General features: G+C 45.3%; 18 protein-coding genes and 1 pseudogene. 12 read left to right on the top strand and 7 right to left on the bottom strand.

Translation table 11 applies throughout. The annotated features are described in order from the left end of the window. Positions 1-19 precede the first annotated feature (19 nt). Positions 20-739, top strand: a pseudogene (locus tag ACS8FD_RS06365) (sulfate/molybdate ABC transporter ATP-binding protein); the annotation flags it as partial. A 120-nt stretch (positions 740-859) separates the two neighbouring features. On the opposite strand, the gene ACS8FD_RS06360 reads toward ACS8FD_RS06365, so the two are convergent. Further along, positions 860-1,204: an ArsR/SmtB family transcription factor gene (locus tag ACS8FD_RS06360; protein WP_439274998.1), complete on the bottom strand. Its 345-nt coding sequence runs from the start codon at positions 1,202-1,204 to the stop codon at positions 860-862. Between the two features lie 603 nt (positions 1,205-1,807). On the opposite strand from ACS8FD_RS06360, the gene ACS8FD_RS06355 reads away from it, so the two are divergent. The 3 genes from ACS8FD_RS06355 (at position 1,808) to bfr (ACS8FD_RS06345) (ending at position 3,367) form a co-directional block, all read left to right on the top strand. Beyond that, positions 1,808-1,999: a (2Fe-2S)-binding protein gene (locus ACS8FD_RS06355; RefSeq protein WP_439274997.1), complete on the top strand. Its 192-nt coding sequence runs from the start codon at positions 1,808-1,810 to the stop codon at positions 1,997-1,999. 322 nt (positions 2,000-2,321) lie between these two features. After that, positions 2,322-2,816 carry a bacterioferritin gene (gene bfr, locus ACS8FD_RS06350; RefSeq protein ID WP_439274996.1) on the top strand — a complete coding sequence of 165 codons (495 nt, stop codon included), beginning with the start codon at positions 2,322-2,324 and terminating at the stop codon, positions 2,814-2,816. Between the two features lie 68 nt (positions 2,817-2,884). Then, positions 2,885-3,367 carry a bacterioferritin gene (gene bfr / locus ACS8FD_RS06345; protein ID WP_439274995.1) on the top strand — a complete coding sequence of 161 codons (483 nt, stop codon included), beginning with the start codon at positions 2,885-2,887 and terminating at the stop codon, positions 3,365-3,367. A 181-nt stretch (positions 3,368-3,548) separates the two neighbouring features. Here the strand turns inward: bfr (ACS8FD_RS06345) and ACS8FD_RS06340 are convergent, their stop codons facing one another. Further along, positions 3,549-4,925 carry a DHA2 family efflux MFS transporter permease subunit gene (locus tag ACS8FD_RS06340; protein WP_439274994.1) on the bottom strand — a complete coding sequence of 459 codons (1,377 nt, stop codon included), beginning with the start codon at positions 4,923-4,925 and terminating at the stop codon, positions 3,549-3,551. Between the two features lie 210 nt (positions 4,926-5,135). Between ACS8FD_RS06340 and yghU the strand changes: the two genes are divergently transcribed. The 4 genes from yghU to ACS8FD_RS06320 all read left to right on the top strand — a co-directional run bounded on the left by yghU (position 5,136) and on the right by ACS8FD_RS06320 (position 11,168). Further along, positions 5,136-5,963: a glutathione-dependent disulfide-bond oxidoreductase gene (gene yghU / locus ACS8FD_RS06335; RefSeq protein WP_439274993.1), complete on the top strand. Its 828-nt coding sequence runs from the start codon at positions 5,136-5,138 to the stop codon at positions 5,961-5,963. Positions 5,964-6,306: 343 nt separating this feature from the next. Next, entirely contained in the window at positions 6,307-7,470 is a 1,164-nt protein-coding gene (locus ACS8FD_RS06330) for a DUF1176 domain-containing protein (RefSeq protein WP_439274992.1), read from the top strand. Positions 7,471-8,007: 537 nt separating this feature from the next. Next, on the top strand, positions 8,008-9,699 hold the full coding sequence (locus ACS8FD_RS06325) for a DEAD/DEAH box helicase (RefSeq protein WP_439274991.1): 1,692 nt from the start codon (positions 8,008-8,010) through the stop codon (positions 9,697-9,699). A gap of 224 nt (positions 9,700-9,923) precedes the next feature. Then, entirely contained in the window at positions 9,924-11,168 is a 1,245-nt protein-coding gene (locus tag ACS8FD_RS06320) for a DUF819 family protein (RefSeq protein WP_439274990.1), read from the top strand. A gap of 116 nt (positions 11,169-11,284) precedes the next feature. Here the strand turns inward: ACS8FD_RS06320 and ACS8FD_RS06315 are convergent, their stop codons facing one another. Beyond that, on the bottom strand, positions 11,285-12,403 hold the full coding sequence (locus ACS8FD_RS06315) for an S-(hydroxymethyl)glutathione dehydrogenase/class III alcohol dehydrogenase (protein ID WP_439275030.1): 1,119 nt from the start codon (positions 12,401-12,403) through the stop codon (positions 11,285-11,287). 155 nt (positions 12,404-12,558) lie between these two features. Here ACS8FD_RS06315 and ACS8FD_RS06310 point away from each other — a divergent pair, with 155 nt between their 5' ends. Then, the gene (locus ACS8FD_RS06310; protein WP_439274989.1) at positions 12,559-13,428 is read left to right on the top strand and encodes a LysR family transcriptional regulator; all 870 of its coding nucleotides are present in this window, start codon (positions 12,559-12,561) and stop codon (positions 13,426-13,428) included. Here the strand turns inward: ACS8FD_RS06310 and ACS8FD_RS06305 are convergent. Further along, positions 13,401-14,861, bottom strand: a complete 1,461-nt coding sequence (locus tag ACS8FD_RS06305; RefSeq protein WP_439274988.1) for an aminotransferase-like domain-containing protein — start codon at positions 14,859-14,861, stop codon at positions 13,401-13,403. The two genes, ACS8FD_RS06310 and ACS8FD_RS06305, sit on opposite strands and share 28 nt — an antisense overlap. 159 nt (positions 14,862-15,020) lie before the next feature. Here ACS8FD_RS06305 and ACS8FD_RS06300 point away from each other — a divergent pair, with 159 nt between their 5' ends. From ACS8FD_RS06300 to uvrA, 3 genes are all read left to right on the top strand, one after another. Further along, positions 15,021-15,698 (top strand): LysE family translocator, encoded by a 678-nt coding sequence (locus tag ACS8FD_RS06300; RefSeq protein WP_439274987.1) that lies wholly within the window; start codon positions 15,021-15,023, stop codon positions 15,696-15,698. Between the two features lie 56 nt (positions 15,699-15,754). Beyond that, entirely contained in the window at positions 15,755-16,714 is a 960-nt protein-coding gene (locus ACS8FD_RS06295) for an EamA family transporter (RefSeq protein ID WP_439274986.1), read from the top strand. Positions 16,715-16,876: 162 nt separating this feature from the next. Next, entirely contained in the window at positions 16,877-19,417 is a 2,541-nt protein-coding gene (gene uvrA / locus ACS8FD_RS06290) for an excinuclease ABC subunit UvrA (protein ID WP_439274985.1), read from the top strand. Positions 19,418-19,464: 47 nt separating this feature from the next. On the opposite strand, the gene ACS8FD_RS06285 is transcribed toward uvrA, so the two are convergent. From ACS8FD_RS06285 to ACS8FD_RS06275, 3 genes are read right to left on the bottom strand one after another with little or no spacing between them, the layout of a single operon-like run. After that, positions 19,465-20,205 carry a peptidase gene (locus ACS8FD_RS06285; RefSeq protein WP_439274984.1) on the bottom strand — a complete coding sequence of 247 codons (741 nt, stop codon included), beginning with the start codon at positions 20,203-20,205 and terminating at the stop codon, positions 19,465-19,467. A 34-nt stretch (positions 20,206-20,239) separates the two neighbouring features. Next, positions 20,240-21,025: a transglutaminase family protein gene (locus tag ACS8FD_RS06280; protein ID WP_439274983.1), complete on the bottom strand. Its 786-nt coding sequence runs from the start codon at positions 21,023-21,025 to the stop codon at positions 20,240-20,242. Between the two features lie 52 nt (positions 21,026-21,077). After that, a complete protein-coding gene (locus ACS8FD_RS06275; protein ID WP_439274982.1) occupies positions 21,078-23,387 on the bottom strand; it encodes a circularly permuted type 2 ATP-grasp protein in 2,310 nt (769 codons plus the stop codon). Between the last annotated feature and the right edge of the window lie 86 nt (positions 23,388-23,473).

Here is a 23,473-nt window from a genome sequence, read left to right as displayed (position 1 = left end):
GCGAATAAGAGATACACGTATGAGTATTGAAATTAGAGATGTTAATAAAACCTTTGGTGATTTTACCGCTTTGAATAATATCAATATCACCGTACCTACAGGTAAGTTGACTACCTTATTAGGTCCCTCAGGCTGTGGTAAAACCACGCTGCTACGTATTATTGCCGGTCTAGAGTACGCAGATTCTGGGCAGATATTGTTCGATGATTTAGATGTGACGGATATTCCAGTACAAAAGCGTCATATTGGGTTTATGTTTCAGCATTACGCGCTGTTCCGTCATAAAAATATCGCCGATAACATCGCCTTTGGGCTGACGTTATTACCCAAATCTGAAAGACCTAGTAAAACCGATATTAAAAAACGAGTGGCGGAGCTTTTAGATCTGGTAAAATTGCCGCAACTTGCCAATGCCTATCCCCATCAGCTTTCAGGCGGGCAGCGCCAACGTATTGCGTTAGCTCGTGCCTTAGCGGTGAAGCCCAAGCTGTTATTATTAGATGAGCCCTTTGGCGCGCTAGATGCCAAAGTGCGTAAAGAGCTACGGACTTGGCTCAAGGACATTCATCACGAATTAGGGATTACTAGTATCATGGTGACCCATGATCAAGAAGAGGCGCGGGCGATATCTGATGAGATTGTGGTTATGAATCATGGCCGTGTCGAGCAAGTTGGTACCTCAGAGCAGCTCATTAACCAGCCTGCCAACAGCTTTGTCAGTGACTTCTTAGATTTGGCTTAATACGACGCAAAAAAAGACCTATAGCTAGCTATAGGTCTTTTTTTGCGCTTCAGTAGAACGATTACGCCTTGTTCTTACATTCTGATGCTCTGTTTGAGTAGCGAGCTATCAGCTCGTTTATGCATCAGCGCTTCGAGCGTTATTCGTCTCTTTCACTGGTGCATTTTGTTCTTTTAGCGTCTGATAAGTCGTCTCAAGGATAGTGGCACACCAATCAGGCGTGTCATTCGCAACTTTATACCACATCCACGTACCATCACGCACACAGCTGAGAATACCTAGCTTTTTGAGATGGTTAAGATGCCGAGATATTGTTGGCTGCGGCTGATCTAGCATGTCTACTAATTCGCCCACACAGCGTGCTTCTTTTTTATATAAAATCTGAAACAGCTTTAGACGCGTAGGGTCGGACAAGACTTTGAACAGCTCGATAGGCTGTATAGCATTATTTGAGTTAGACATATAAAGGTCTCTTGAATGATAGATTATCTGCTCACAAATCTGTTCACAAAAAAGTCAATGATAGGTATATAAACCAGTCTGAGAAGAAGTGATAGGGTATCAATAAATATGGGATATTAAATCAGTAAATAGTCATAAAAGATAGTTAAGAAATAAATTATGACATTCATTAATAGTACTGACATAACTAGCATACTAAAAACAATATTAATGAGTATTAGGAATACCGACAACATCCTAACTTCTAGAATACTTAAGTGTCAATTTATAATAAAAATACCGTTTATCGGTTATTTAATACATTTCATACTGCTTATTTTATCAAATTTTGCGATTTAATTATATGTAAGTAAGTAAATATTTATAAGTAAGGCCACAAATTTCTTTAGTTATCGTCTTTTATGAGGGTTGTTGATTATTATCGCTGTAGATAGCGACTCCTTCTTTTAATAAAAGGTAGAAATACGGAAGACAAAAGAGCGATGAAAGGAGAGTTATAAAAGGTATTGTAAATGCTAATAATTATCATTATAATGATAATTAAGCCAGTTTGTAGTGATTGGCACACCAATAGCATTAAGAGAGTAAAGTAGGGGTAGTTATATGTACGTTTGCATCTGTAACGACGTCAAAGAAAAGCAAATTCAAGCCGCCATAGCTGCAGGTATTGACACGCTCGATGGCTTAAAAGAGACCCTTGATGTCGCCACTTGTTGCGGCTGCTGCGAGCCTATGGTCAATGACTATCTTGACGAACATCATGCCAAGCTCGATGTGCTAGCTTATGCGGTGTAGCGGTAGTTAACGCCTACTTTTGTTATCGCTGTCGTCCGTAAATAACTTATAAATAGATAGTAATACCTTAATCAGCCGTCCGTTACTTATCAGAGCAGGACGGCTTTTTGATTTGTGCAATAATCAAAGACTAAACTAAAAAGCAATAAACACAGCAGCTACCTTAGTCTGATAATAATTATCAGTTAGCATCTTATTCTTAGTTCCTAATATTACAAGCCCTGAGTTGTCTTTATGTTAGACTTATCAATTATATTTTAGCTTGCGGTGTCATTGACAGCGCTGATAGTGACAAAAGCGAATAATTAAAGGAGCGGGTATTATGAAAGGTAGCCAAAAAGTTATCGATTATTTAAATTTTTTACTAGGTGGCGAGTTGGCAGCGCGGGATCAGTACTTTATTCATTCTGAGATGTACGCTGAGTGGCACTATGGCAAGCTTTATGAGCGTATTCATCATGAAATGGAAGATGAAACCCTGCACGCGCAAGCAATCATTCGCCGTATCCTCATGCTAAGCGGTACTCCTAAGATGACGGTAAATGAGATCAATATCGGCAGCACTGTACCTGAGATGCTCCAGCTCGATCTTAATCTTGAATATGAAGTACAGCAGCACCTAAAAGACGGTATTGCCTTGTGCGAAGAAGATTACGATTATGTCACTCGTGATATCTTGGTGGAGCAGCTCAAAGACACCGAAGAAGATCACGCACATTGGCTTGAGCAGCAGCTCCGCCTTATCGATATGGTTACTCTGCCTAATTATCTACAAAGCCAGATAGCAGAAGTACCGCCAGAATTAACCCAAGGCTAAAAGTAGTGTAATAGGCTAATATCATTTGTTTTTAGATGCTTATGTTTTCAAATGCTTAGGAGAGAAAGATGAGAGGCGATAAAGAAGTTATTAGAGCCCTAAATAAGGTGCTTGGACAGTCACTAATAGCGATTAATCAGTACTTTTTGCATGCTCGAATTGCGCGGCATTGGGGCCTTGAAGCTTTAAATGAAAATTTTTACCAGCAATCTATTTATGAGATGAAATGGTCGGATGATTTGATTGCGCGTATCTTACTACTAGGTGGTCTGCCTAATCTACAAGACTATGGCAAGATGTTTATCGCAGAAGACGTGCCTGAGATGATAGAGTGCAATCTACGCTTAGAGCGTCAAAAATTCGATATCATTACCGATGCGATCACCCTGTGTGAGCAGCACAAAGACTATGTCTCACGTAAACTGCTCGTTGAGCTAAAAGACGGTAACGAAGAGTACGACGATTGGCTCGATACCCAGCAAGATCTAATTCGCGATGTTGGTGTGCATAACTATATTCAATCGCAGATTGATGAAGATCATACCCCTTAAATGCTAACAGTATGAGCTTTGCTATTATTCAGCCTTATTACCAAAAGCTCATGAAGCTTATATAGTACTGTCAATACAAAAAACCAGCCTAAGCCTTGCGCTTAGGCTGGTTTTTGCGTTTATTAACTTGCTATTTTTAACCTTACAATCACTAATCTTGTATGATCAAAAAAGTAGTAAGTTAGTACAAACCATCACCGTCATTAGACTTAAGACGCAAAAAATGCAGTCCCGAGATAATGGTCAAAATACCCAATACCCAGTAAGTCGTCTGAAAAGCCATCAACATATCTAGCTCCATACGTTCACGCAGCAAGTTAAGTACCGCTGCCCCAAAGGCAATCCCAAAACCAATCGCGAGTTGTTGATTAACTGCCATTAAACTATTACCGCTACTGGTTTGTGTGCCTTCCAAATCGCCGATAGTCAGGGTATTCATTGCGCTAAACTGCATGGAGTTGCAAGCGCCCATAATGATCAAAACAGGGATATACCATATCCAATAAGACGGATCATTGAACTGCGCTAAAATAATAATCAAGATACCTAGTAAAATAGTATTAACTACTAATACTTTGCGGTAGCTGTAACGCTGAATAATTTTGCTGACCCAAGGTTTGATACCCATAGCGCCAATAGCGATAGGAGCAAGTAACCAACCTGCCTGCGAGGGTGAGTATTTAAACACCACTTGCAATAATAACGGTAGCAAAAAGGGCACCGCGCTAATTCCTAAGCGGGTAAATAGATTACCAACGATACCTATCCGAAAGGTGCGAATACTAAACAAACTCAGTGGAAACAGCGGTGCTTGCCGGCGTTTAGCATGCCAAATATAAGCGCCTATTAATGCCGAAGCGATCAGCGCTAATAGCAGCCCATATAAGCCGCGACCAGTTTGTGAGCCAAACTCTACAGCTAAGGTAAAGCCGCAAGCCGCAGCGGCAAATAAAGCAAACCCTGCCCAATCTAAATGCTTGGCATCTTCAAATAAGTCAGGTACGAGTTTTTTACCCATCACATACCCGAGAATACCCATAGGGATATTGATTAAAAATATCCAATGCCAACTAAAATATTGCACGATATAGCCGCCGAGCACCGGGCCTACTAATGGAGCAATCAGCGCGGGAATCACCGCAAAATTCATCACCGTCAGTAGCTTATTACGCGGATAAGACTTGACCAAAATCAGCCGCGCAACTGGCGTCATCATCGCCCCGCCAATCCCTTGGACAATACGAGAGCCGATCAAAATATCGAGCGTAGGCGAGGCTGCGCACATCAGTGAGCCAATAGAGAAGATAATAATAGCGGACAAAAACACCTTGCGCGTGCCGTACTTATCCGCCAAAAAACCACTAATCGGAATAAAGATCGCTAAGGTTAGCGCATAACTGATGACCGCCCACTGCATTCTCAGTGGCGACTCTCCTAGGGCCTCAGCCATCTGCGGCAGCGAGGTATTGAGAATAGTCGCATCAAGGATCTGCATAAACAGCGCTACTGCTAACACATAGGGTAGAAATTTATCTTGCGCTGGGGTTAGCGTTACCATAGTCGTCACTTTTTTATATTTTATTTACAAAATTATAGGGTACTTATAGGTGTTAAAAAGGGTACTGGTTCTAAAATGATAGTAAAGGATACTGAGAGCCAGCTAAATAATCACTACATTACAGCCCTTTTATCATGGCCTGCTTATTGAGTATAGTTGATGGGTCGAGAAAAAAACTCAATAACCGCTTACAATAATTAGGAAAATATTATGGGTAACCACCACTATAAACCTGCGAAAGTTTGGACGAATGATAAAGAAAACGGCGGTAAATTTGCCAATACTAATCGTCCAACCGCGGGCGCGCGCCATGAGCAAACATTGCCAGTAGGAGATGCGCCGCTACAACTTTACTCATTGAACACGCCTAATGGCATCAAAGTCAACATCCTACTAGAAGAGTTACGCGAACTTGGGATAAAAGGCGCAGAATACAACGCTTATAAGATAGATATCTCTGAAAACGAACAATTCGGCTCAGGTTTTGTCGATATCAATCCCAACTCTAAAATTCCAGCTTTGGTTGATTATTCGGTAGTAAAAGAGGATAAGGATGAACCGATTAGTATCTTTGAATCGGGCGCAATTTTACTATACTTAGCAGAAAAATTCGGTAAGTTTGTGCCACTAGAGCAGGGCCGAGCGCGGACTCAGTGTCTATCTTGGCTGATGTGGCAGATGGGCAGTGCGCCGTACTTAGGTGGCGGTTTCGGACATTTCTATGCTTACGCCCCTGAACCGATGGAATATCCGATTAATCGCTTCACTATGGAGACCAAACGTCAGCTTGATGTATTAGATATTCACTTACAAGACCGTGATTATATGTGCGGTAATGGTGAGCAAAGTTACAATATTGCTGACATTATTATTTGGGCTTGGTATGGCCAGCTAGTACTCGGCGATCTCTATGAAGGCTCTGCTGAATTTTTGCAGGTCGATAGCTATCAGCACTTGCAGCGCTGGGCTAGAACCATAGCGCAGCGTCCTGCAGTAAAAAGAGCGGTCGATCTTCCTCTACAGTCCATTCATTCCTAAGATTCAGGATTACTGTAAAGCCTTAAAATAAAACAACTTATTAAAATTAAGAGCCGATAGCTAAAGTTATTGGCCCTTAAAGGTGTGCCTAACTTATAAGTTAGGGCAGACGATAGTGAATGAGCAAGCTTAGTCGTTATATAGTGCGTCAATAGTCCGAAATAATTAGTAGCGATATGGACTAAATACTGATTTTGGGACGATTTAGTAGAACTTATATCCCTTTTGTCTATTACACAATGATATATTAGAATAACAAACGGTAACATTAAGCGTTTAAGATAGTAGCTTGTCCGTGTTAAAAAATCTGCACTTGTGTCTTACAGGTTTAAGAGTATCCCTTATGAAATATACTAATAATAAAATCAAATATCCTAACAATAAGCAAAAGCTCGGTAATCATACTAGTGGCGCTATTGCTCCTGCTACTTATAATCCTAAGAAGCAGCTTAAAAAGTATTTGGCATTAGGTTTATTCGCTGTCAGCACTATGACTATCAGCACTATAGGCAATACGGCCACCCCAGTAGCGCTCGACTCAAAAGACTGGCAAGTCGCTTGTGACAATACTCGTACTTGCCGGCTAGCAGGTTATCAAAGTCAGAATAATAGTGAGATGCCGGTATCCGTGTTATTGATTCGCCGCGCCGGTGATGCGGCAAAGGTTGATGGCAGAGTCAAGCTTGGCGGGTCTAAAGAAGGCTCAGCCAAATCATTGCTGCAACTAGGTAATCGCCACCGTATTTCGCTTATCATAGATGGCAAAGACTACGGCGAGGCGCAGCCGTACTCTAGCACCACCAATGATGCTGGCTTAAATACTACGCAAGTGAACGCACTTCTTAAGGCGCTGACTAAGGAGAGTAAGATCGAGTTTGTGCTTCGTAATACTCGCTGGGAGCTGTCCGGTGACGGCGCAACGGCAGTCATGCTAAAGGCGGATGAAGCGCAAGGCCGAATCGGAACGATTGGGGCGCTAGTGAATAAAGGCACTAAGCCTGACAGCCAAGCGCTAGCCGCTAAATCCGCCCCACAATTACGATTGATTGTACCGACAGCAAGAGCAGCCACAAAAAACAGCTTCAAAATAGAGGCCTCGGCTCTGACGGCTATGATGAAAAATACTCTATCAGATGCAAAGCGCGACTGTCCAAGCTTAAGCGATGATTCAGGCTGGCGAGTGAAGCGCTTAAATGGCACTCAGCTACTCGTCCAACATAAATGCTGGATCGACGCTTATAATGTTGGTCACGGTATGTGGGTCATGAATGACAGCGAGCCCTATAATCCTAAATTGGTCACTAACAGTGCCACTAGCTATGATAGTGGTAAGATAAGCTCCATTCAAAAAAGCCGCAGCCTTGGAGATTGCCTAGAAAAATCAGATTGGATTTGGACGGGTAGTCGTTTCGAAAAAAGCTATGAGAGCACCACAGGTCTTTGCCGTATGGTAGAATCTGGCGGCGCTTGGGATCTGCCGACCTATGTCTCAGACGTTAAACGTTAGGTTCGGTAGTATTTCTGATAATATTAGCACTGGCACTGGCACTGGTACTTAGCGTCTTATCTTCTAACTATCCGTATTATTGGTTAATGCGTTACGGTTATGAAAGTTAAAAAATAGATAGGGATAATACGCAAGCTATGATATACTACGTCGCCACGTTAGCTTCGACTGACGTGTATTATGAGATTGATAACATCGCCTGCGATTTTGGGTCTAGGATGACCATGAGTAATTGTTGCCGATGATTTTGTGTACTTAAATAGCTTTTATTGATAGCGCTATTTTTGACTCATATCTTATCTACTGGTTCATTGGGACTAGATTGGTTGTGGTTTGGATTTATCAGCTTTGGATTAAGTTTTGATAAATGGCTTACAGCAAACAAGGATAAGACACTCGGCACTACCACCAAAATACGTCAGACATCATGCAGATACTTTACCAAGTTAATTGGTAAATAGGCTGTTTGATGAACGGTTATCAGTGGTAGGCAACAAGCACGCTGAATTTACAGCGGCTCAACTACCAAGGATACTCATGACTGACATCTTATCTACTATCGCCGCAGAAAACGGCATCATCGAAAGCAACGATACTCAAAAAACCAACACGCCAGCAATAGAAGCTCAAGCCGCTACTACTGACACGCCTGAGACTACTGAAGAAAACCAAGTGACCTTTGCGGATCTTAACATTGCCAAGCCTATTCTGACCGCGCTTGATCGCAGTGGCTATACTAACCCTACACCTATTCAAGCGCAGGCCATTCCTTTTGCGCTAGCGGGTCGTGATTTATTATTATCTGCGCAAACGGGTAGTGGTAAAACGGCAGCATTCGTTATCCCTTTACTGGATCGTTTGAGCCGTGCGACAAGCTTTGACAAGCATACTAAAGCCCTTATTCTAACGCCTACGCGCGAGCTTGCTCAGCAGGTTCATGATAGCGTGCGTACTTACTCGCATGACATGCGCGGTCTATTTTGTGTCCCATTAGTCGGCGGCGCGCCGTATAACGGCCAAATTCGTGCCCTTAAAAAAGGTGTGCAAGTGATTGTCGCGACTCCAGGTCGCTTGCTTGATCATATCAAAGCCGGCCGTGTTGATTTATCACACCTAGAAGTGCTTGTGCTAGATGAAGCCGACCGTATGCTCGATATGGGTTTTGCTGATGATATTAACGACATCCTAAAAGCGGCGCCAACCGATCGTCAAACGGTTATGTGTTCAGCCACTTGGGACGGCCCAGTGGGCAAAATCGCTGCGAGCTTCACTAAAAACCCTGAGCGCGTTTCTATTAAAGTTGAATCCGCTCATATCGATGAAAAAGTATACTACTGTGACGACTTCAATCACAAAAATAAGATTTTAGACAAAATCGTTTGTCAGCCAGAGATGGAGCAAATCATTATTTTTGCTGCGACTAAGCGTAGTACCGAAAAACTTGCTAATCAGCTCAAAGATGATGGTCACAAAGCCAGCTTCTTACATGGCGACTTGCCGCAAAGCAAGCGTAACCGTATCGTCCAAGATCTGCGTAATGGCAAATGCAAAATCTTAGTTGCAACCGATGTCGCCGCTCGTGGTCTTGATGTCCCTGCTATCTCGCATGTTATCAACTATGACTTGCCGCGCCAGACCGAAGACTATGTGCACCGTATCGGTCGCTGTGGTCGTGCTGGTCGTACCGGTGTTGCTATCAGCTTATGTAGCATGGACGATCGTCCACAGCTAGCGGCGATTAATCGCTACCTAGATCGCAAGATGGAAGTAGAAGTTATCGAAGGTCTTGAGCCGAAGAAAACTTACGTCCCAAGTGAGAATAAACCCAAAGGTCGCGGACGTGGGCGTGGTCGCTCAAACGGTGGCGGTCAAGGACGCGGACGTTCAGGTGGCTATGCCGGTAAGTCTAGCGGCGGTGGTCAGGGCCGTAGTCGCTCAAATGATAGCAATAGTACGGGTCAACGCGCTAGCAACGACAGCGGTTATCAAGGCCAAGGTGCAGGCAAGTCACGTGATTCATCTGGTAAGCCAAAAGATCGTTTCGGCGGCAAGCCATATCAAGGCAAGCGTAGTGGCCCTAGCCGCGGCGACAGTACTAGTGCCCCGCGTGGGGATCGCGCTGCAACCGGACGTGGTCGCCCAAGCGGTAGCCAAGGCCGTCCAGCCAATCGCTCAGGCGGCAATGGTCGTCCAAGTGGGAATCGCGGCAACCGTGGTGGCAACTCGTAATAAGCCGGCTCTAAGCGATACAAATCAGCTACATCCATCTTGATCGCTTAAGTTAGTGCAGACGTTTCAATAAAAAACCAGATATCTAGTTAATAGCTAGTATCTGGTTTTTTTGTATGTCAATGAATAAGGGTAGTCTTATGAGACTCACTTGCGCTCATTTTCGCCCTTCTTTATACTGCAACGCTTATTCACTAACTCTCAATCCCGCTTGGAGCCATTAGATGCTCGCTATTTCTGACTTAAAGATAGACAGCCTGCCGTTAGCTTTTGGCATCATCATGGCGATTATTGGTTTGGTATTTTATACCCAAGGACTACCGGGCAAATTTTGGCGACGTTTTTATGCCGTACTGCCAGGTATCGTGCTGTGCTGCTTTATACCGGCAACGCTCAATAGTTTAGGGGTGTTTGCTGACGGGGTTGGCTCGCAGATTTATGGCTTTACCGCCACTTATTTACTGCCAGCAAGTTTACTGCTGATGACCTTGTCTATGGATGTGCCTAAGATATTGGGGTTAGGCTGGAAAGCGATTGCGATGTTTTTTGCAGCGAGCCTAGCTATCATGATCAGCGGGCCTATCAGTTTGGGCTTGGCAAAATGGGTATCGCCGCAGATGTTCACCGATGATACCTTGTGGCGCGGGTTCTCGGCTGTAGCCGGCAGCTGGATTGGCGGCGCGGCAAATCAGGCAGCAATGAAGGAGCTGTTCGGGGTTAGCGATGATTTATTTGGCATGATGATCTTAGTCGATACCACCAATGCGTCGTTATGGCTACTGGCGATTTTAGTTTTAGCCAAACATAGCGACAAGATAGACCGCCTCCTACGAGCCGATACTAGTAGTATTGAAAAAGTTATCAAGGCAGTGGAAAGCTACGAGCGCGATCATGCCCGTCCTGCTACCTTAAATGATCTGATGGTAATGTTTGGGCTGTGTTTTGCCATGGTTGGCGTGGCGCACTTCTTAGGCGCGCAAATTGCAGATACTTTTGCGCCTTATGCTTGGGCGGTACAGTATAGCTTTGCAAGCAGCTTTTTTTGGATGGTAGTAATTATTACCTTGATCGGCGTTGTCTTCTCTTTTACCAAGATTCGTCGTCTTGATCATATCGGCGCTTCTAAAATAGGCACGGTATTTATTTTTGTATTGATTGCTGCTATCGGTATGCAGATTAACCTTGCTGGTATCGTTTCGCAGTGGCGGTTATTACTCATTGGCCTCGTGTGGATGATCATTCATGTGGCTCTCATCTTTATCGTCGCCAGACTCATTCGCGCGCCATTTTTCTTTTTAGCGGTCGGCTCTAATGCCAATACTGGCGGCGCGTCATCAGCGCCTATCGTGGCGACTGCCTTTCATCCTTCACTAGCGCCGGTTGGGGTATTTTTGGGTATTCTAGGTTATGCGGTAGGGACGTTTGGCGGTTATATCAGTACGCAGATGATGCGCTTGGTAGTGGGGTAGCCGCAGTTATAGCTTATTTGTGGCACTAAAAAGGCAGCATAAATCTAATTTATGCTGCCTTTTTTTTAAGCTAATGAATAGTTATCTTTAGTTTTTAGGTTAAGTATAACCGCCAGCTATTCTTCTCCAAAATGAACAACCGAGCGAATGCTTTTGCCTTCATGCATTAATTCAAACGCTTCGTTGATGTCCTCAATAGGCATAGTGTGGGTAATAAAGTCCTCTAGTGGAATCTCACCTGCCAAATAACGCTCAACGTAGCCGGGTAGTTCAGTACGGCCTTTGACCCCGCCAAACGCCGAGCCTTTCCAGACGCGTCCTGTTACCAGCTGGAAGGGACGGGTGGAGATCTCTTGACCCGCGCCAGCGACACCGATGATGACCGACTCGCCCCAGCCTTTATGGCAGCACTCGAGCGCTGAGCGCATTACATTGACGTTACCAATACACTCAAAAGAGTAGTCGACACCGCCATCGGTCATCTCAACGATAACGTCCTGAATCGGTTTGTCATAGTCTTTGGAGTTGATACAGTCGGTCGCGCCGAGTTTTTTGGCCAGCTCAAATTTGTCTTCGTTGATATCGATACCAATGATACGGCTGGCTTTGGCCATTTTTGCGCCTATGATAGCAGCTAAACCAATACCACCAAGCCCGAATATAGCGACGGTAGAGCCTTCTTCGACCTTAGCGGTATTCATAACCGCCCCCATACCCGTGGTCACGCCGCAGCCAAGCAGGCAGACTTTTTCTAGCGGCGCTTCTTTATCGACTTTGGCTAAAGATATCTCGGGCAACACGGTATATTCAGAAAAGGTTGAGCAGCCCATATAGTGATAAATCGGCTCACCATCTTTATAAAAGCGCGTGGTGCCATCCGGCATCAGACCTTTACCTTGGGTCTCACGTACTGCCGAGCATAAGTTAGTTTTGCCCGAGCGGCACATTTTACAGACGCCGCATTCGGCGGTATATAAAGGAATCACGTGATCGCCGACTTGTACGCTAGTCACGCCTTCGCCAACTTGCTCAACAATACCGCCACCTTCATGACCTAAGATAGTAGGAAATACCCCTTCTGGGTCTTCACCAGATAACGTGAAGGCATCGGTATGGCAAACGCCACTGGCCAGTATTTTTACTAACACCTCACCTTTACGTGGCAGCATCACGTCTACTTCTTCGATAGATAGTGGCTGTTTTGGGCCCCAAGCGACGGCAGCTTTGGATTTAATAAATTCATCAGTAGTATTGGTTTGCTTTGACATAGCTTCGCTTCCTTCTTTTTAATTGTCTTAAGTTTTTGGGTTATGGCGACTATTTTATATTATTTCTAGGGTGATGATAATATAGTAAAATTGAAAATATCTTTTACAAGGTGGTAATAATCATGCAGTGGGAAGGGGTTAGTGAATTTGTTTATGTTGCCGAGTACGAAAGCTTTACTAAAGCGGCCAAAAGGCTAGGAATTTCCACCGCGCAAGTCAGCCGACAAGTGAGTGCGTTGGAGGCTCGTTTGAACATCAAGCTTCTCTATCGTACCACTCGTAGGGTGTCATTGACAGAGGAGGGGCGGCTATTTTATGAGCGCTGCCGGGTGGTGCTAGATGATTTGAGTGCAGCGGAGCAGGCGGTAAGTAATCTGCAGTCTAAACCTCAAGGTAAGATAAAACTAACCGCGCCTGTTACTTATGGCGAGCAGCAACTCTTACCGCTGGTGAATGACTTTATGCTGCAATATAGAGATATTGAGGTCACGGCTTTTTTGAGCAATCAAACCATCGATTTAATCGAAGGCAGTTATGACTTAGCGATCCGTATCGGTCATTTAAATGACTCAACTTTGATGGCTAAGAAATTGAGTAGCCGGACTAATTTTGTCTGCGCTGCTCCTGCTTATTTAGAGAAGTATGGTGCTCCGCATCATTTAGCGGATCTTAGTCAGCATCACTGCTTACTGGGAACGCTAGATTATTGGCGTTTTAAGAGCACTGGTAAAGAAAAAAAGATGCAAGTGAGTGGTCCGGTGCGCTATAACAGTGGCTACAGCTTGGTTGATGCGGCATTAAAAGGCCTAGGTATGGTCCAGCTTCCTGATTATTATGTCCAAAGACATCTGAAGAGCGGCGCGCTAGTGAGTTTGCTGGATCAGTACCGAGAGCCTAAAGAAGATATTTGGGCCGTTTATCCACACAATCGTCATTTATCATCGAAAATCAGACTATTAGTCGATTACTTGGCTGAGCATTTGATCAAATAATCTTCTAACCAAAACAAAAAGTCATCACTTGTCGTTGAGACATTTAAACGCAGATATGTCGAAGCCCTAGCGTCTGGATAAAACAATTGCCCGGGGGCGACTAACCAGCCCTCCTTATAAGCATCTAGTGCCAGCTGACTCGTATCTTGCCCGGCATCTACCCAAACGAACAGTCCTGCCTGCGTATGCTCAGGATAAACAAGTCCAATCTTGGGCAGCGCGCTACGTAGTCTTTGATGCGCGGTATACAGCTGCTGCTGCACTTTTTTAATCTGCCGACGATATTCGCCGTGCGTCCACAAACGGTGAATAACGCGCTCACCAAACTCTGGGGTATTTAGAGTACTCAAGGTTTTTATTCGCAGCATATCATCGATAAATTTATCAGGATACACCAGCATACCGACGCGCCAACCTGACGCCATCGACTTTGAAAACCCCGTGGCATAGAGCACGCGCTCAAACTGATCGAGACTGGCATAACGCAGCACTTGTCCACCCGGTACAAAAGTGGCATACAAATCATCCTCAAAGATATAAGCATCGTACTCGTGAATCAGATTAAGCACTTGATGGGCGCGGGCAGGATGCAGATTATAAGAGGTCGGATTATGCAGTACGCTATTGGTGAGATACAGTTTGGGACGATACGCGGCGAACAGCTTTTGCATGTGCTGGGTATTTGGACCTTGATGATCACGATCTACAGCAACGACATTTAGACCCTGTTGTTGTAGGCTGCTCGATAGCCAATACCAACCCGGGCCATCGACGATAACGGTATCGCCTGCTTGAGTCAGTAATTGCGCCGCCATTGTCACCGCCTGCGATACGCCTGCTGTAGTAATGACATTATCGACATGGGTATGCATGCCTTGCGTATTTAACTGCTGCACGAGCTGCTGACGTAGCGGCAAATAGCCTTGAATATCTCCATAATTATAAACAAAACTGTCCGCTTGCTGCGTCACCTGCCGGATCGCCCATTCCATCTTTTCATTACGCACCCACTCACTAGGCAACGTACCAACGCCCGGTGAGCAGTGATGTGGAATATCACTAAAGACTTGTTGCACTAGCCATCGCGTATCGATAGCAGGGTATTTAACCGCTTGTTTTTTGGCGTTATTTGACGGTACTGGATTTATTTGAGTACGAACGTAATAGCCAGAGCTGGGCTTCGCAATTAATACATTGGTAGCGACCAGCTGCTCATAAGCTTGTACCACCGTAAAGCTCGATATATTCAAGAGCTTGGCTAGTTTGCGTACTGAAGGTACACGCTGATTAGGCAAGTAAATTTGCCAATCAATACGCTGCTGTAGCCATTCAGCGACAGCCGCAGTCTTGGTTAAATTGGGATTGAGCGTATAGGTTTCGACCACGATGCGCCACTTTTGTTTTGTTTTAAGTGCTGACTTCAGCTTGCTCACTCCGAGGCAAAGTTAAAAGAGCAAACCAGTCAATTGTTATGTCCATGGTAACTATACACTTTGTTCACCAATCGTGAAACTGTATCGGGTCTGTTATGGGTATTTAAATTAAAGTTGGTCTTATCAATAACGTTCAGCACTATTAGGGTGAAACAGCAGATGGACTTAACCACGAGCTTTGAAGGCAGTATAACGGCATTAGCTATTTTTATGCTGATCAATTCTATTACGCCAGGTCCTAATAATTTGATGTTATTGCACGGCAGTATCAAACGCGGATTTTGGGCGTGTCGCTGGCATATGCTTGGCATTACTACCGGTGTCGCGGTTATGCTCTGGTTAAGCTATTGGGGTATGGCGGCGTTAGTGGTTAGTTTCCCTGCTGTTATGTTAATTATAAAAATTCTCGGTACGCTATATCTGTTATGGCTGACCTATCAAATGGCGAAAACTGACTTTGCCGCTATTATCAACGAAGCATTATTACGTGAACAACAACGTAAGCAAGATGGTGAGAGTGATATTAAGGTAAAAAGAAGCTTCGGTGAATTACCGTTAAGTTTTGGGCAGGCGCTGCTGTTTCAATGGCTTAACCCTAAAGCATGGACGATGACAGTAGTCGCACCGAGTCTAGCGATGTTCCATGCTGGCAGACCTTGGCTAGATAATTATGCACTGCTTGTGATGTGCGCGCTTATCAACATTTTATCCATCAACTGCTGGGCGGCAGGGGGTCATTGGTTACGCAAGCTAGTACATCTACCACGAGTAATGAAAGTAATTCATGCGGTCATTGTACTCATGACGCTGTACTGCGCAGTAACGCTTTGGCTATAAATCAAACCTGCTTAAAATCTTAACAATAATTAAAAACCATTATCTAGGATAACCCTATGACCCCAATCCACATCGCCTTAGCGGTACTCGTTGCCTTTATATGGGGTGTAAACTTCACTTTCATTGCGTGGGGACTTGAGAGTTTTCCGCCACTGATGCTGACTGCCATGCGCTTCTTCTTTACCGCGGTGCCTTTAGTGTTATTTCTGAAACCGCCTAAATTTAACCGGACGCTATTTGTCTATGCGATTGGTACTTTCGTACTGCAATATGCCTTTGTATTTACTGCCATGCATTTGGGTGCCTCGGCAGGATTAACCGCGCTGCTACTGCAAATGCAGATTTTTATTACCGTATTGCTAGCCTATTTTATATTAGGTGAGGCGGTAAGTCGCAAGCAAATAGCCGGTATGCTGGTTGGTGTATTAGGGTTAGGAGTAATTGCATTAAACCTTGGCGGCGATATGCCACTGAACGGTTTTATTTGTATTTTGATTGCGGCGATAGGTTGGAGCTTTGGCAATATTGCCTCCAAGCAGGTATCAAAGCAAACCGCCATAAGTACTACGCATCAGCAGCCTAACGTGTCTACTATCGCGTCTGTCAATACTGTATCGAACAGAACATCGGCATTATCTGCCTTAGCACTAGTAGTATGGGGTGGTCTGATCGCATGTGTGGTTTTGACGCTATCTTCTCTTATATTCGAGACGGAGGCCTGGCAGTTTGCGACCTTTACGCAGGCATCGCTAAAGTCTTGGCTGTCGCTTGGATTTATTGTGTATATCTCAACCCTCGTTGGCTTTGGTCTATGGGCGCATTTGCTCGCGCAAAATACCGCTTCTAAGGTCATACCATTTGCTTTACTAGTACCTGTATTCGGTATGGCAACCTCAGTATTGCTAATAGGAGAAGTGCTGACGTGGTGGAAAATGCTAGCGATGGTATTGATCTTATCCGGATTGATACTAGCAAACGTGAAGATAGGAGTTAGAAGAAAGCCTGTCATTACTTAAATCTATGAGCTACTAACCACTTTTGGATCGAATCATATAACTATCAAAGTTATCCTTTTGTCTATCTATGCAAGTATATGTAAGCCCAGACCGAACGACTCATAATTACTGTTAGAATACGGAAAAATAGATAATGACATATAGATAGCGACAGGATAAGTAATGACTGATAACAATAATAAAACCTCAAACCATGCCAATAACCAAGTTCAAGTCCGAGGCGCGCGCGTTCATAACTTAAAGAACGTCGATGTCGATTTGCCGCGTGATGCGCTGGTGGTGTTTACTGGGATATCAGGTTCGGGGAAGTCATCGCTGGCGTTTGGAACCTTATTTGCCGAGTCGCAGCGGCGCTACCTGGATTCAGTAGCGCCTTATGCTCGCCGTCTGATTGACCAAGTGGAAGAGCCTGATATCGATGCGATAGAAGGGCTACCACCAGCAGTCGCCTTGCAGCAGCAGCGCGGTACGCCCTCGGTGCGCTCATCAGTGGCGAGCGTCACTACCATCTCCAATGCGCTGCGTATGCTGTATTCGCGGGCAGGGGAGTATCCAGCTGGTCAAGAGATGCTCTATGCTGATGCTTTCTCACCCAATACGCCAGAGGGTGCTTGTCCGACTTGTTCAGGAATAGGCCGAGTATTTGAAGTGACCGAAGACTTGATGGTGCCTGATGCTACCAAATCTATTCGTGAGCGCGCGATTGCGTCATGGCCCGGTGCGTGGCAAGGTCAAAACTTAAGCCGGATCTTAACTACTTTAGGTCATGATATTGACGTGCCATGGCAAAAACTGCCCAAAAAGACTCGTGATTGGATTTTGTTCACCGATGAGACCCCAACGGTGCCCGTCTATCCTGAGTATGATCTTGAGCAAGTGCGAGCGGCTATTGAAAAGGGGGAGAAGCCCAATTATATGGGCACTTATATCAGCGCTAGAAACTTTATTTTGCAATCATTTACGACCACTCAAAGCCCGCGGGTCAAAAAGCGGGTGTCGCAGTTTATGCAAATATCGGTATGCCCAGAATGTCATGGCAAAAAACTCAAAACAGAGTCGCTATCGGTTACCTTTGCAGGGCTAGATATCGGTGAGTTGTCACAACTAACCTTGACGGAGCTGGCGGACAAGCTACAAAGCGCCGCCCATGCCAGCATAAATAGCCCAAACTATGAGCAGAACTATGAAAAAAATCCTGAAAAAGCCATTGTAGCGCAGCGCATTGCTAGCGACATTTTAGCGCGCGTAGAAGCCTTAACTAGACTGGGATTAGGATATCTATCGCTTGAGCGCACCACGCCGACTTTATCTCCGGGCGAGCTTCAGCGTCTTAGGTTAGCCACCCAAATTCGCTCGCAATTGTTCGGGGTGGTGTACGTGCTTGATGAACCCTCCGCTGGTCTGCATCCGGCTGATACGCAAGCGCTACTCGGTGCCTTGGATGAGCTGATAGCCGCTGGCAATTCAGTATTCGTGGTGGAGCATGATGTTAGCGTTATCCGGCATGCTGATTGGATAGTCGATGTCGGGCCGCAGGCGGGCGTGCATGGCGGCGAGATTGTTTATAGCGGTCCGGTAGCGGGTCTGCAGAACATTAAAGAGTCGTCGACGGCTCGTTATCTCTTTACTAATAAAGACAGCAGGAATAAACAAAACCTTAGACAACCTAGCGCTTGGCTTAAGCTTGCTGATATAGAGCGTAATAATATCCAAGGTTTAGAAGTTGAGTTTCCGCTAGGGGTACTTACTAGTGTTACTGGGGTATCTGGTTCAGGCAAATCAAGTTTGGTCAGTCAGGCGCTAGTTGAATTAGCCAATGAAACATTGGGAAAAAAAGCAGTGCTCGAAGCACCAACCGATGAGGTCGATTTGCTAGAACAAGAGTTTGAAGCGCCAATCGGAGGGCGCATTGTCTCGGGCATGGATAAAGTGAGCCGGCTGGTGGACATTAACCAAAAAGCCATTGGTCGTACACCGCGCTCAAACCTTGCGACCTATACCGGATTGTTTGATTATGTGCGCAAATTATTTTCTGCTGCCGAAACGGCGAAAGCACGCGGCTATGATGCGGGTCGCTTTTCATTTAATACGCCTAAAGGACGTTGCCCGAACTGTGAGGGTTTAGGGTTTGTCAGCGTTGAGCTGCTATTTTTACCCAGCGTCTATGCGCCTTGCCAAGTTTGTCATGGACAGCGTTATAATAATGAGACGCTTGAGGTGACTTATCGCGATAAAAATATCGCTGAGGTGCTGAGTCTAACGGTTGAAAAAGCTCATGAGTTTTTTGCCAATGAAGCGCCTATTTTGCGCGCGCTAGATGCTCTCTTGCAAGTCGGCCTTGGCTATCTACGTTTAGGTCAGCCAGCCACTGAATTATCAGGCGGAGAGGCACAGCGCATCAAGCTTGCCACCGAGCTGCAACGTATCCAGCGCGGCGATACGCTCTACATCCTTGATGAGCCGACTACCGGCCTGCATCCAGCTGACGTTGCTATGCTGATGGCACAGTTAAATGGGCTTGTTGACGCAGGCAACACGGTTATTATGGTTGAGCACGATATGCAGGTGGCGAGCAATAGCGATTGGATTATCGATATGGGACCGGAGGCAGGAGACAAGGGCGGACAGATTGTCGCTCAAGGCACGCCTGATAAAGTGGCTCAGTCAAAGACTAGCCGTACCGCGCCTTTTTTAACCTTATAAGCTTCAGCTTTATAAGGTTAACTCTGTAAATAAAAAAAGGATAAGTATTAGCTCCAATAATCATCAGGGCAGGCAGGCAGCTCTACTAAAGTATTGCGTAGCGCCTCCGACCAATGACGGCTAATCTTATTAAAGTGCTCGTCATCGGCTTCGATACGGCGACCTTTAGGCAGGGTTAAGCGATCGTTTTGATAGATTAAAAAGTCTATCGGCATACCCACAGACAAGTTGGAATGAATGGTCGAGTCAAACGATAGCATCAGCGCTTGGGTGGCATGATTGATATCAGTATCGTATCTGACCGAACGATCCAAAACAGGCTTGCCGTATTTGATCTCGCCCAATTGAAAGAAGGGAGTATCTTCTGTGGCTTTTATAAAGTTGCCTTCAGGGTAGATCATGTAAAGCTCAGGCTCTTGGCCTTTTATTTGACCACCGAGCAAAAAAGAGCTGGTAAAGGTACTACTATTATTATCGTTAGCCACCGCTTGTGCGTGTGCCATTACATTACGCATACATTCGCCCACCATCTGCGCGGCATCAAACAAAGTCGCTACGGTATTGATATTGCTCTCGGCGCGTTGATCGATATCGTTTTGTAGCTTATTAAACACCGCTTGCGACGTGGCTAAGCTGCCGGCGGTTTGTAGCGCCATAAAGCGCTCACCTTCAACGCCGTATTGATAAAGCTTACGGAAGGTAGAGATGTGATCGACTCCAGCGTTGGTACGCGTATCACTAGCGAAGATTAGACCGTCTTTAAGGCGAATAGCGGCGCAGTAAGTCATGAGTATCCTAAGAGTATATAAAAAGTAGTGAAGGCTATGATAGCCGCGTGACTAGTACTTGACTGTAAAGATTTTCGTAACCACCTCCTATTCTGACGCCGCGTACGGGCGCGGTATCTAAGTAGTCGCGGCCAATAGCAACATACACGTGCGAGTTTGGCTGGAACGCTTGGTTTGAGATGTCAAAAGTGTACCAAAAGCCGTCTATATAAGCTTCCGCCCAAGCGTGGCTAGCCATATGGTTTTCGGTATCGTCATACAAGTAGCCTGAGACGTAGCGCGCAGGGATTTGCTGATCTCGCAGTAAGCTCAAAAACACATGGGTATGGTCCTGACAGACGCCGCCCGCCATTTTGAAGGCCTCAGCAGCCGTAGTACCGACATGGGTAACGTCTTTGACAAAAGGCATGGTCATGATCAGCGCATTAGCCATTTTTTTTAGGCTATCAAGAGTAGGGGTTTTTAAAAAGGGCGCAGCAAACTCGCGCATCTCCTGTGAGCATTTAGTTAAGGGACTTTGTACGGTGAATAGCAGATAGGGCACATTTTCCATATCCTCAAGCCGCTCGGTGTCGGGGTTAATCTCAACGATACCAGAGGCCTGCATTTGCAAGTTATCATGGGTCTCATTACGGCTAAGGGTTAGCCAATCGTTACCAAAGCCGTCTTTTTGACTGACAGCGACTTTGGGCAGTAGCACATCCCAGCGGTGTATAATTTGGTGCGGCAGCTGCATCGGGGTCATACGGATATACTGTACACTGCGCTGCGCTTGTTCACCATAGTAGTAGTTGGTCTGATGACTGATTTGTAGTTTCATAATGTCCTCGTATTATTCTATTTATCATTTCTTATTAGGGTTACTTATGCACCTAGACACCTTGCTGCAAAATGATATTGAACTCACGGCTGATCAGCTTAAAGTCGCTGAACTGCTTTGAGCGAATCATTTGGTTGGTCAAACGTGTCAGCTCACGCCAGCGGGTATTTTCAGGGAGCTGGTTGATCCAGTATTTAAATTGCAGACTGATCTCGCTAGTCTCTTCATCGAGCAAGACTGCGCGCTCAAGCTGCTCAAAGTAGCGTCCCAGTTGCCAAAAGCAGGTCACCGTTGGATGCTCTTGCTTCATTGCGGCGTTACAGGCATACAGCTGCAGCGTTGCTGCGCGGTAAGTGCCCGCATTGGACAGACGCTTAATCAGGTTATATAGCTCTGCAGTGTCTTTACCAATGACGCCTTTTGCTTCTTGTACATTGGTCTCGATAGAAGTGACCACGCTTGGGATTATATTTTGTTCCAATTCATTGAGCATCTGTGCTTTCATCATTTTTAGCGCGCCGCTAGTATCAGCACTAAAGCCTAAGTTATGAATGAGATGCTGAACCTGTGATTTTTTGATATCACCATTGATGAGCTGCTTCATGATACTGTCATAGTAATACAAGCGCTCGCTATAACGACCGAGCCAAATCAAATAGCTCCCAGTGGATAGAAGCAGGATCATCGGTGCGTCGTCTAAATCCTCAAATCCTGCTTCAGTTGGCTGCGCGCGGTTGTAGTAGCTGGCATGATTGACAGCGCTGCTATCAAGGTTTGCTAGGCTTGAGCCGTCAGCTCTATCAGCCGTTTTATTCACCTGAGTTTTGCTAGTGTGAGGTTGATTTAACTTATCATCATCGACAACCCAAGTATCTTTAATGCCGCCGCCTTGAGAGGAATTGACTACTAATGAGCCTTCAACCATGGCTACTCGCGTGAGGCCACCTGGAACGATGTCGACTGAGCCATCGCCATGACTGAGTATGAACGGACGCAAATCAATATGACGCGGAGCGATACCGTCGATGACGGCGGTAGGATTGGTCGATAAAGAAATGGTTGGCTGCGCGATAAAGCCTGCTGGGTTTTCAAGCAAACGCGTGCGGTAGTCGCTAATCTCTTGTTTACTAGAGGTCGGACCAATTAGCATTCCGTAGCCGCCCGAGCCTTGGGTTTCTTTGACGACTAATTTATCGAGATTATCTAACACATAGGCGAGCTCATCAGGTTTGCGGCACTGGTAGGTTTCGATATTAGGGAGCAGCGGCTCTTCATTAAGGTAGAACTTAATCATGTCCGGCACAAAAGGATAGAGACTCTTGTCATCAGCGACGCCCGTACCTGGCGCATTCACAATGACGACGTTACCGGCGCGGTAAGCACTCATTAAGCCCGAAACCCCTAAAATAGAGTCTGATTGAAAGGCAAGCGGGTCAATAAAAGGATCGTCGATTCGGCGATAAATGATATCGACTTGTACTTTACCGCGTATGCTTTGCATATAGACTTTACTGTCCTCAACAACCAAATCATAACCGTGAACGAGTGGCACATTCATCTCATGCGCCAAAAATGCATGCTCATAATAAGCGCTGTTGAAGCGCCCTGGGGTTAAGATGACGATTTGTGGGTCATATTTGCTGGTTGAGCTGGCAAGACATTTCTTTAAGCGTTTCGGGTAATCGCTGATGCCCAATACCGGCGTATGCGCAAATAAATCAGCGAGCAGGGTTTCAGATATTGTGCGGCTCTCAAGCATATAAGAGACGCCAGAAGGGGTGCGCAAATTGTCTTCTAATACACAAAACCGGCCGTCTTCATCACGAATCAAATCGATACCGCTAATGTGCGAGTAAATCGGCTTATCGAGCTTAATTCCCATCATCCATGGCTCATAGCAGCCGCTAGCGTAGACGTAGCTTGCAGGCACGATATCGGCTTTCATAATAGCTTGATCGTGATAGATGTCGTGCAAAAAAGCATTCAAGGCGGTGATACGCTGCTTACAGCCAGCTTCTATGAGCTGCCATTCGCTAGCAGAGATAATACGGGGCACGATGTCAAAAGGAATCATCCGCTCGATATTTTTGGCATCGCTATAGACAGTAAAGGTCACGCCTTTACGATAAAAGATATTTTCGGCTTGCTCATTAAGATGGTTAATCGCATCCATGCTTGTATCATCAAGCCAATCGCCGACCGCTTGGGCAACGGGGCGATATTTGCCTTTGGCATCTTTTAGCTCATCGAAACAGGGGCGCTTTTCCAAAGGTTCTTTTAGATTGTCTTTTGGTTGTTTTGGGCTTTGAGATTGCGCTTTTTTGTCGTTCTGGTTCTGGGTTTGAGTCGCTTCTTTAGTCATAAATACCTCACGCATCCTTGGTAAAGTTTAAAGTTATGATGAACACAATAACTCTCCCTATATGACTTAAGACTATAACGCGTCTT

Source organism: Psychrobacter sp. 1U2 (genome assembly GCF_051847575.1).
This window is presented reverse-complemented; position numbering and strand designations above follow the sequence as displayed.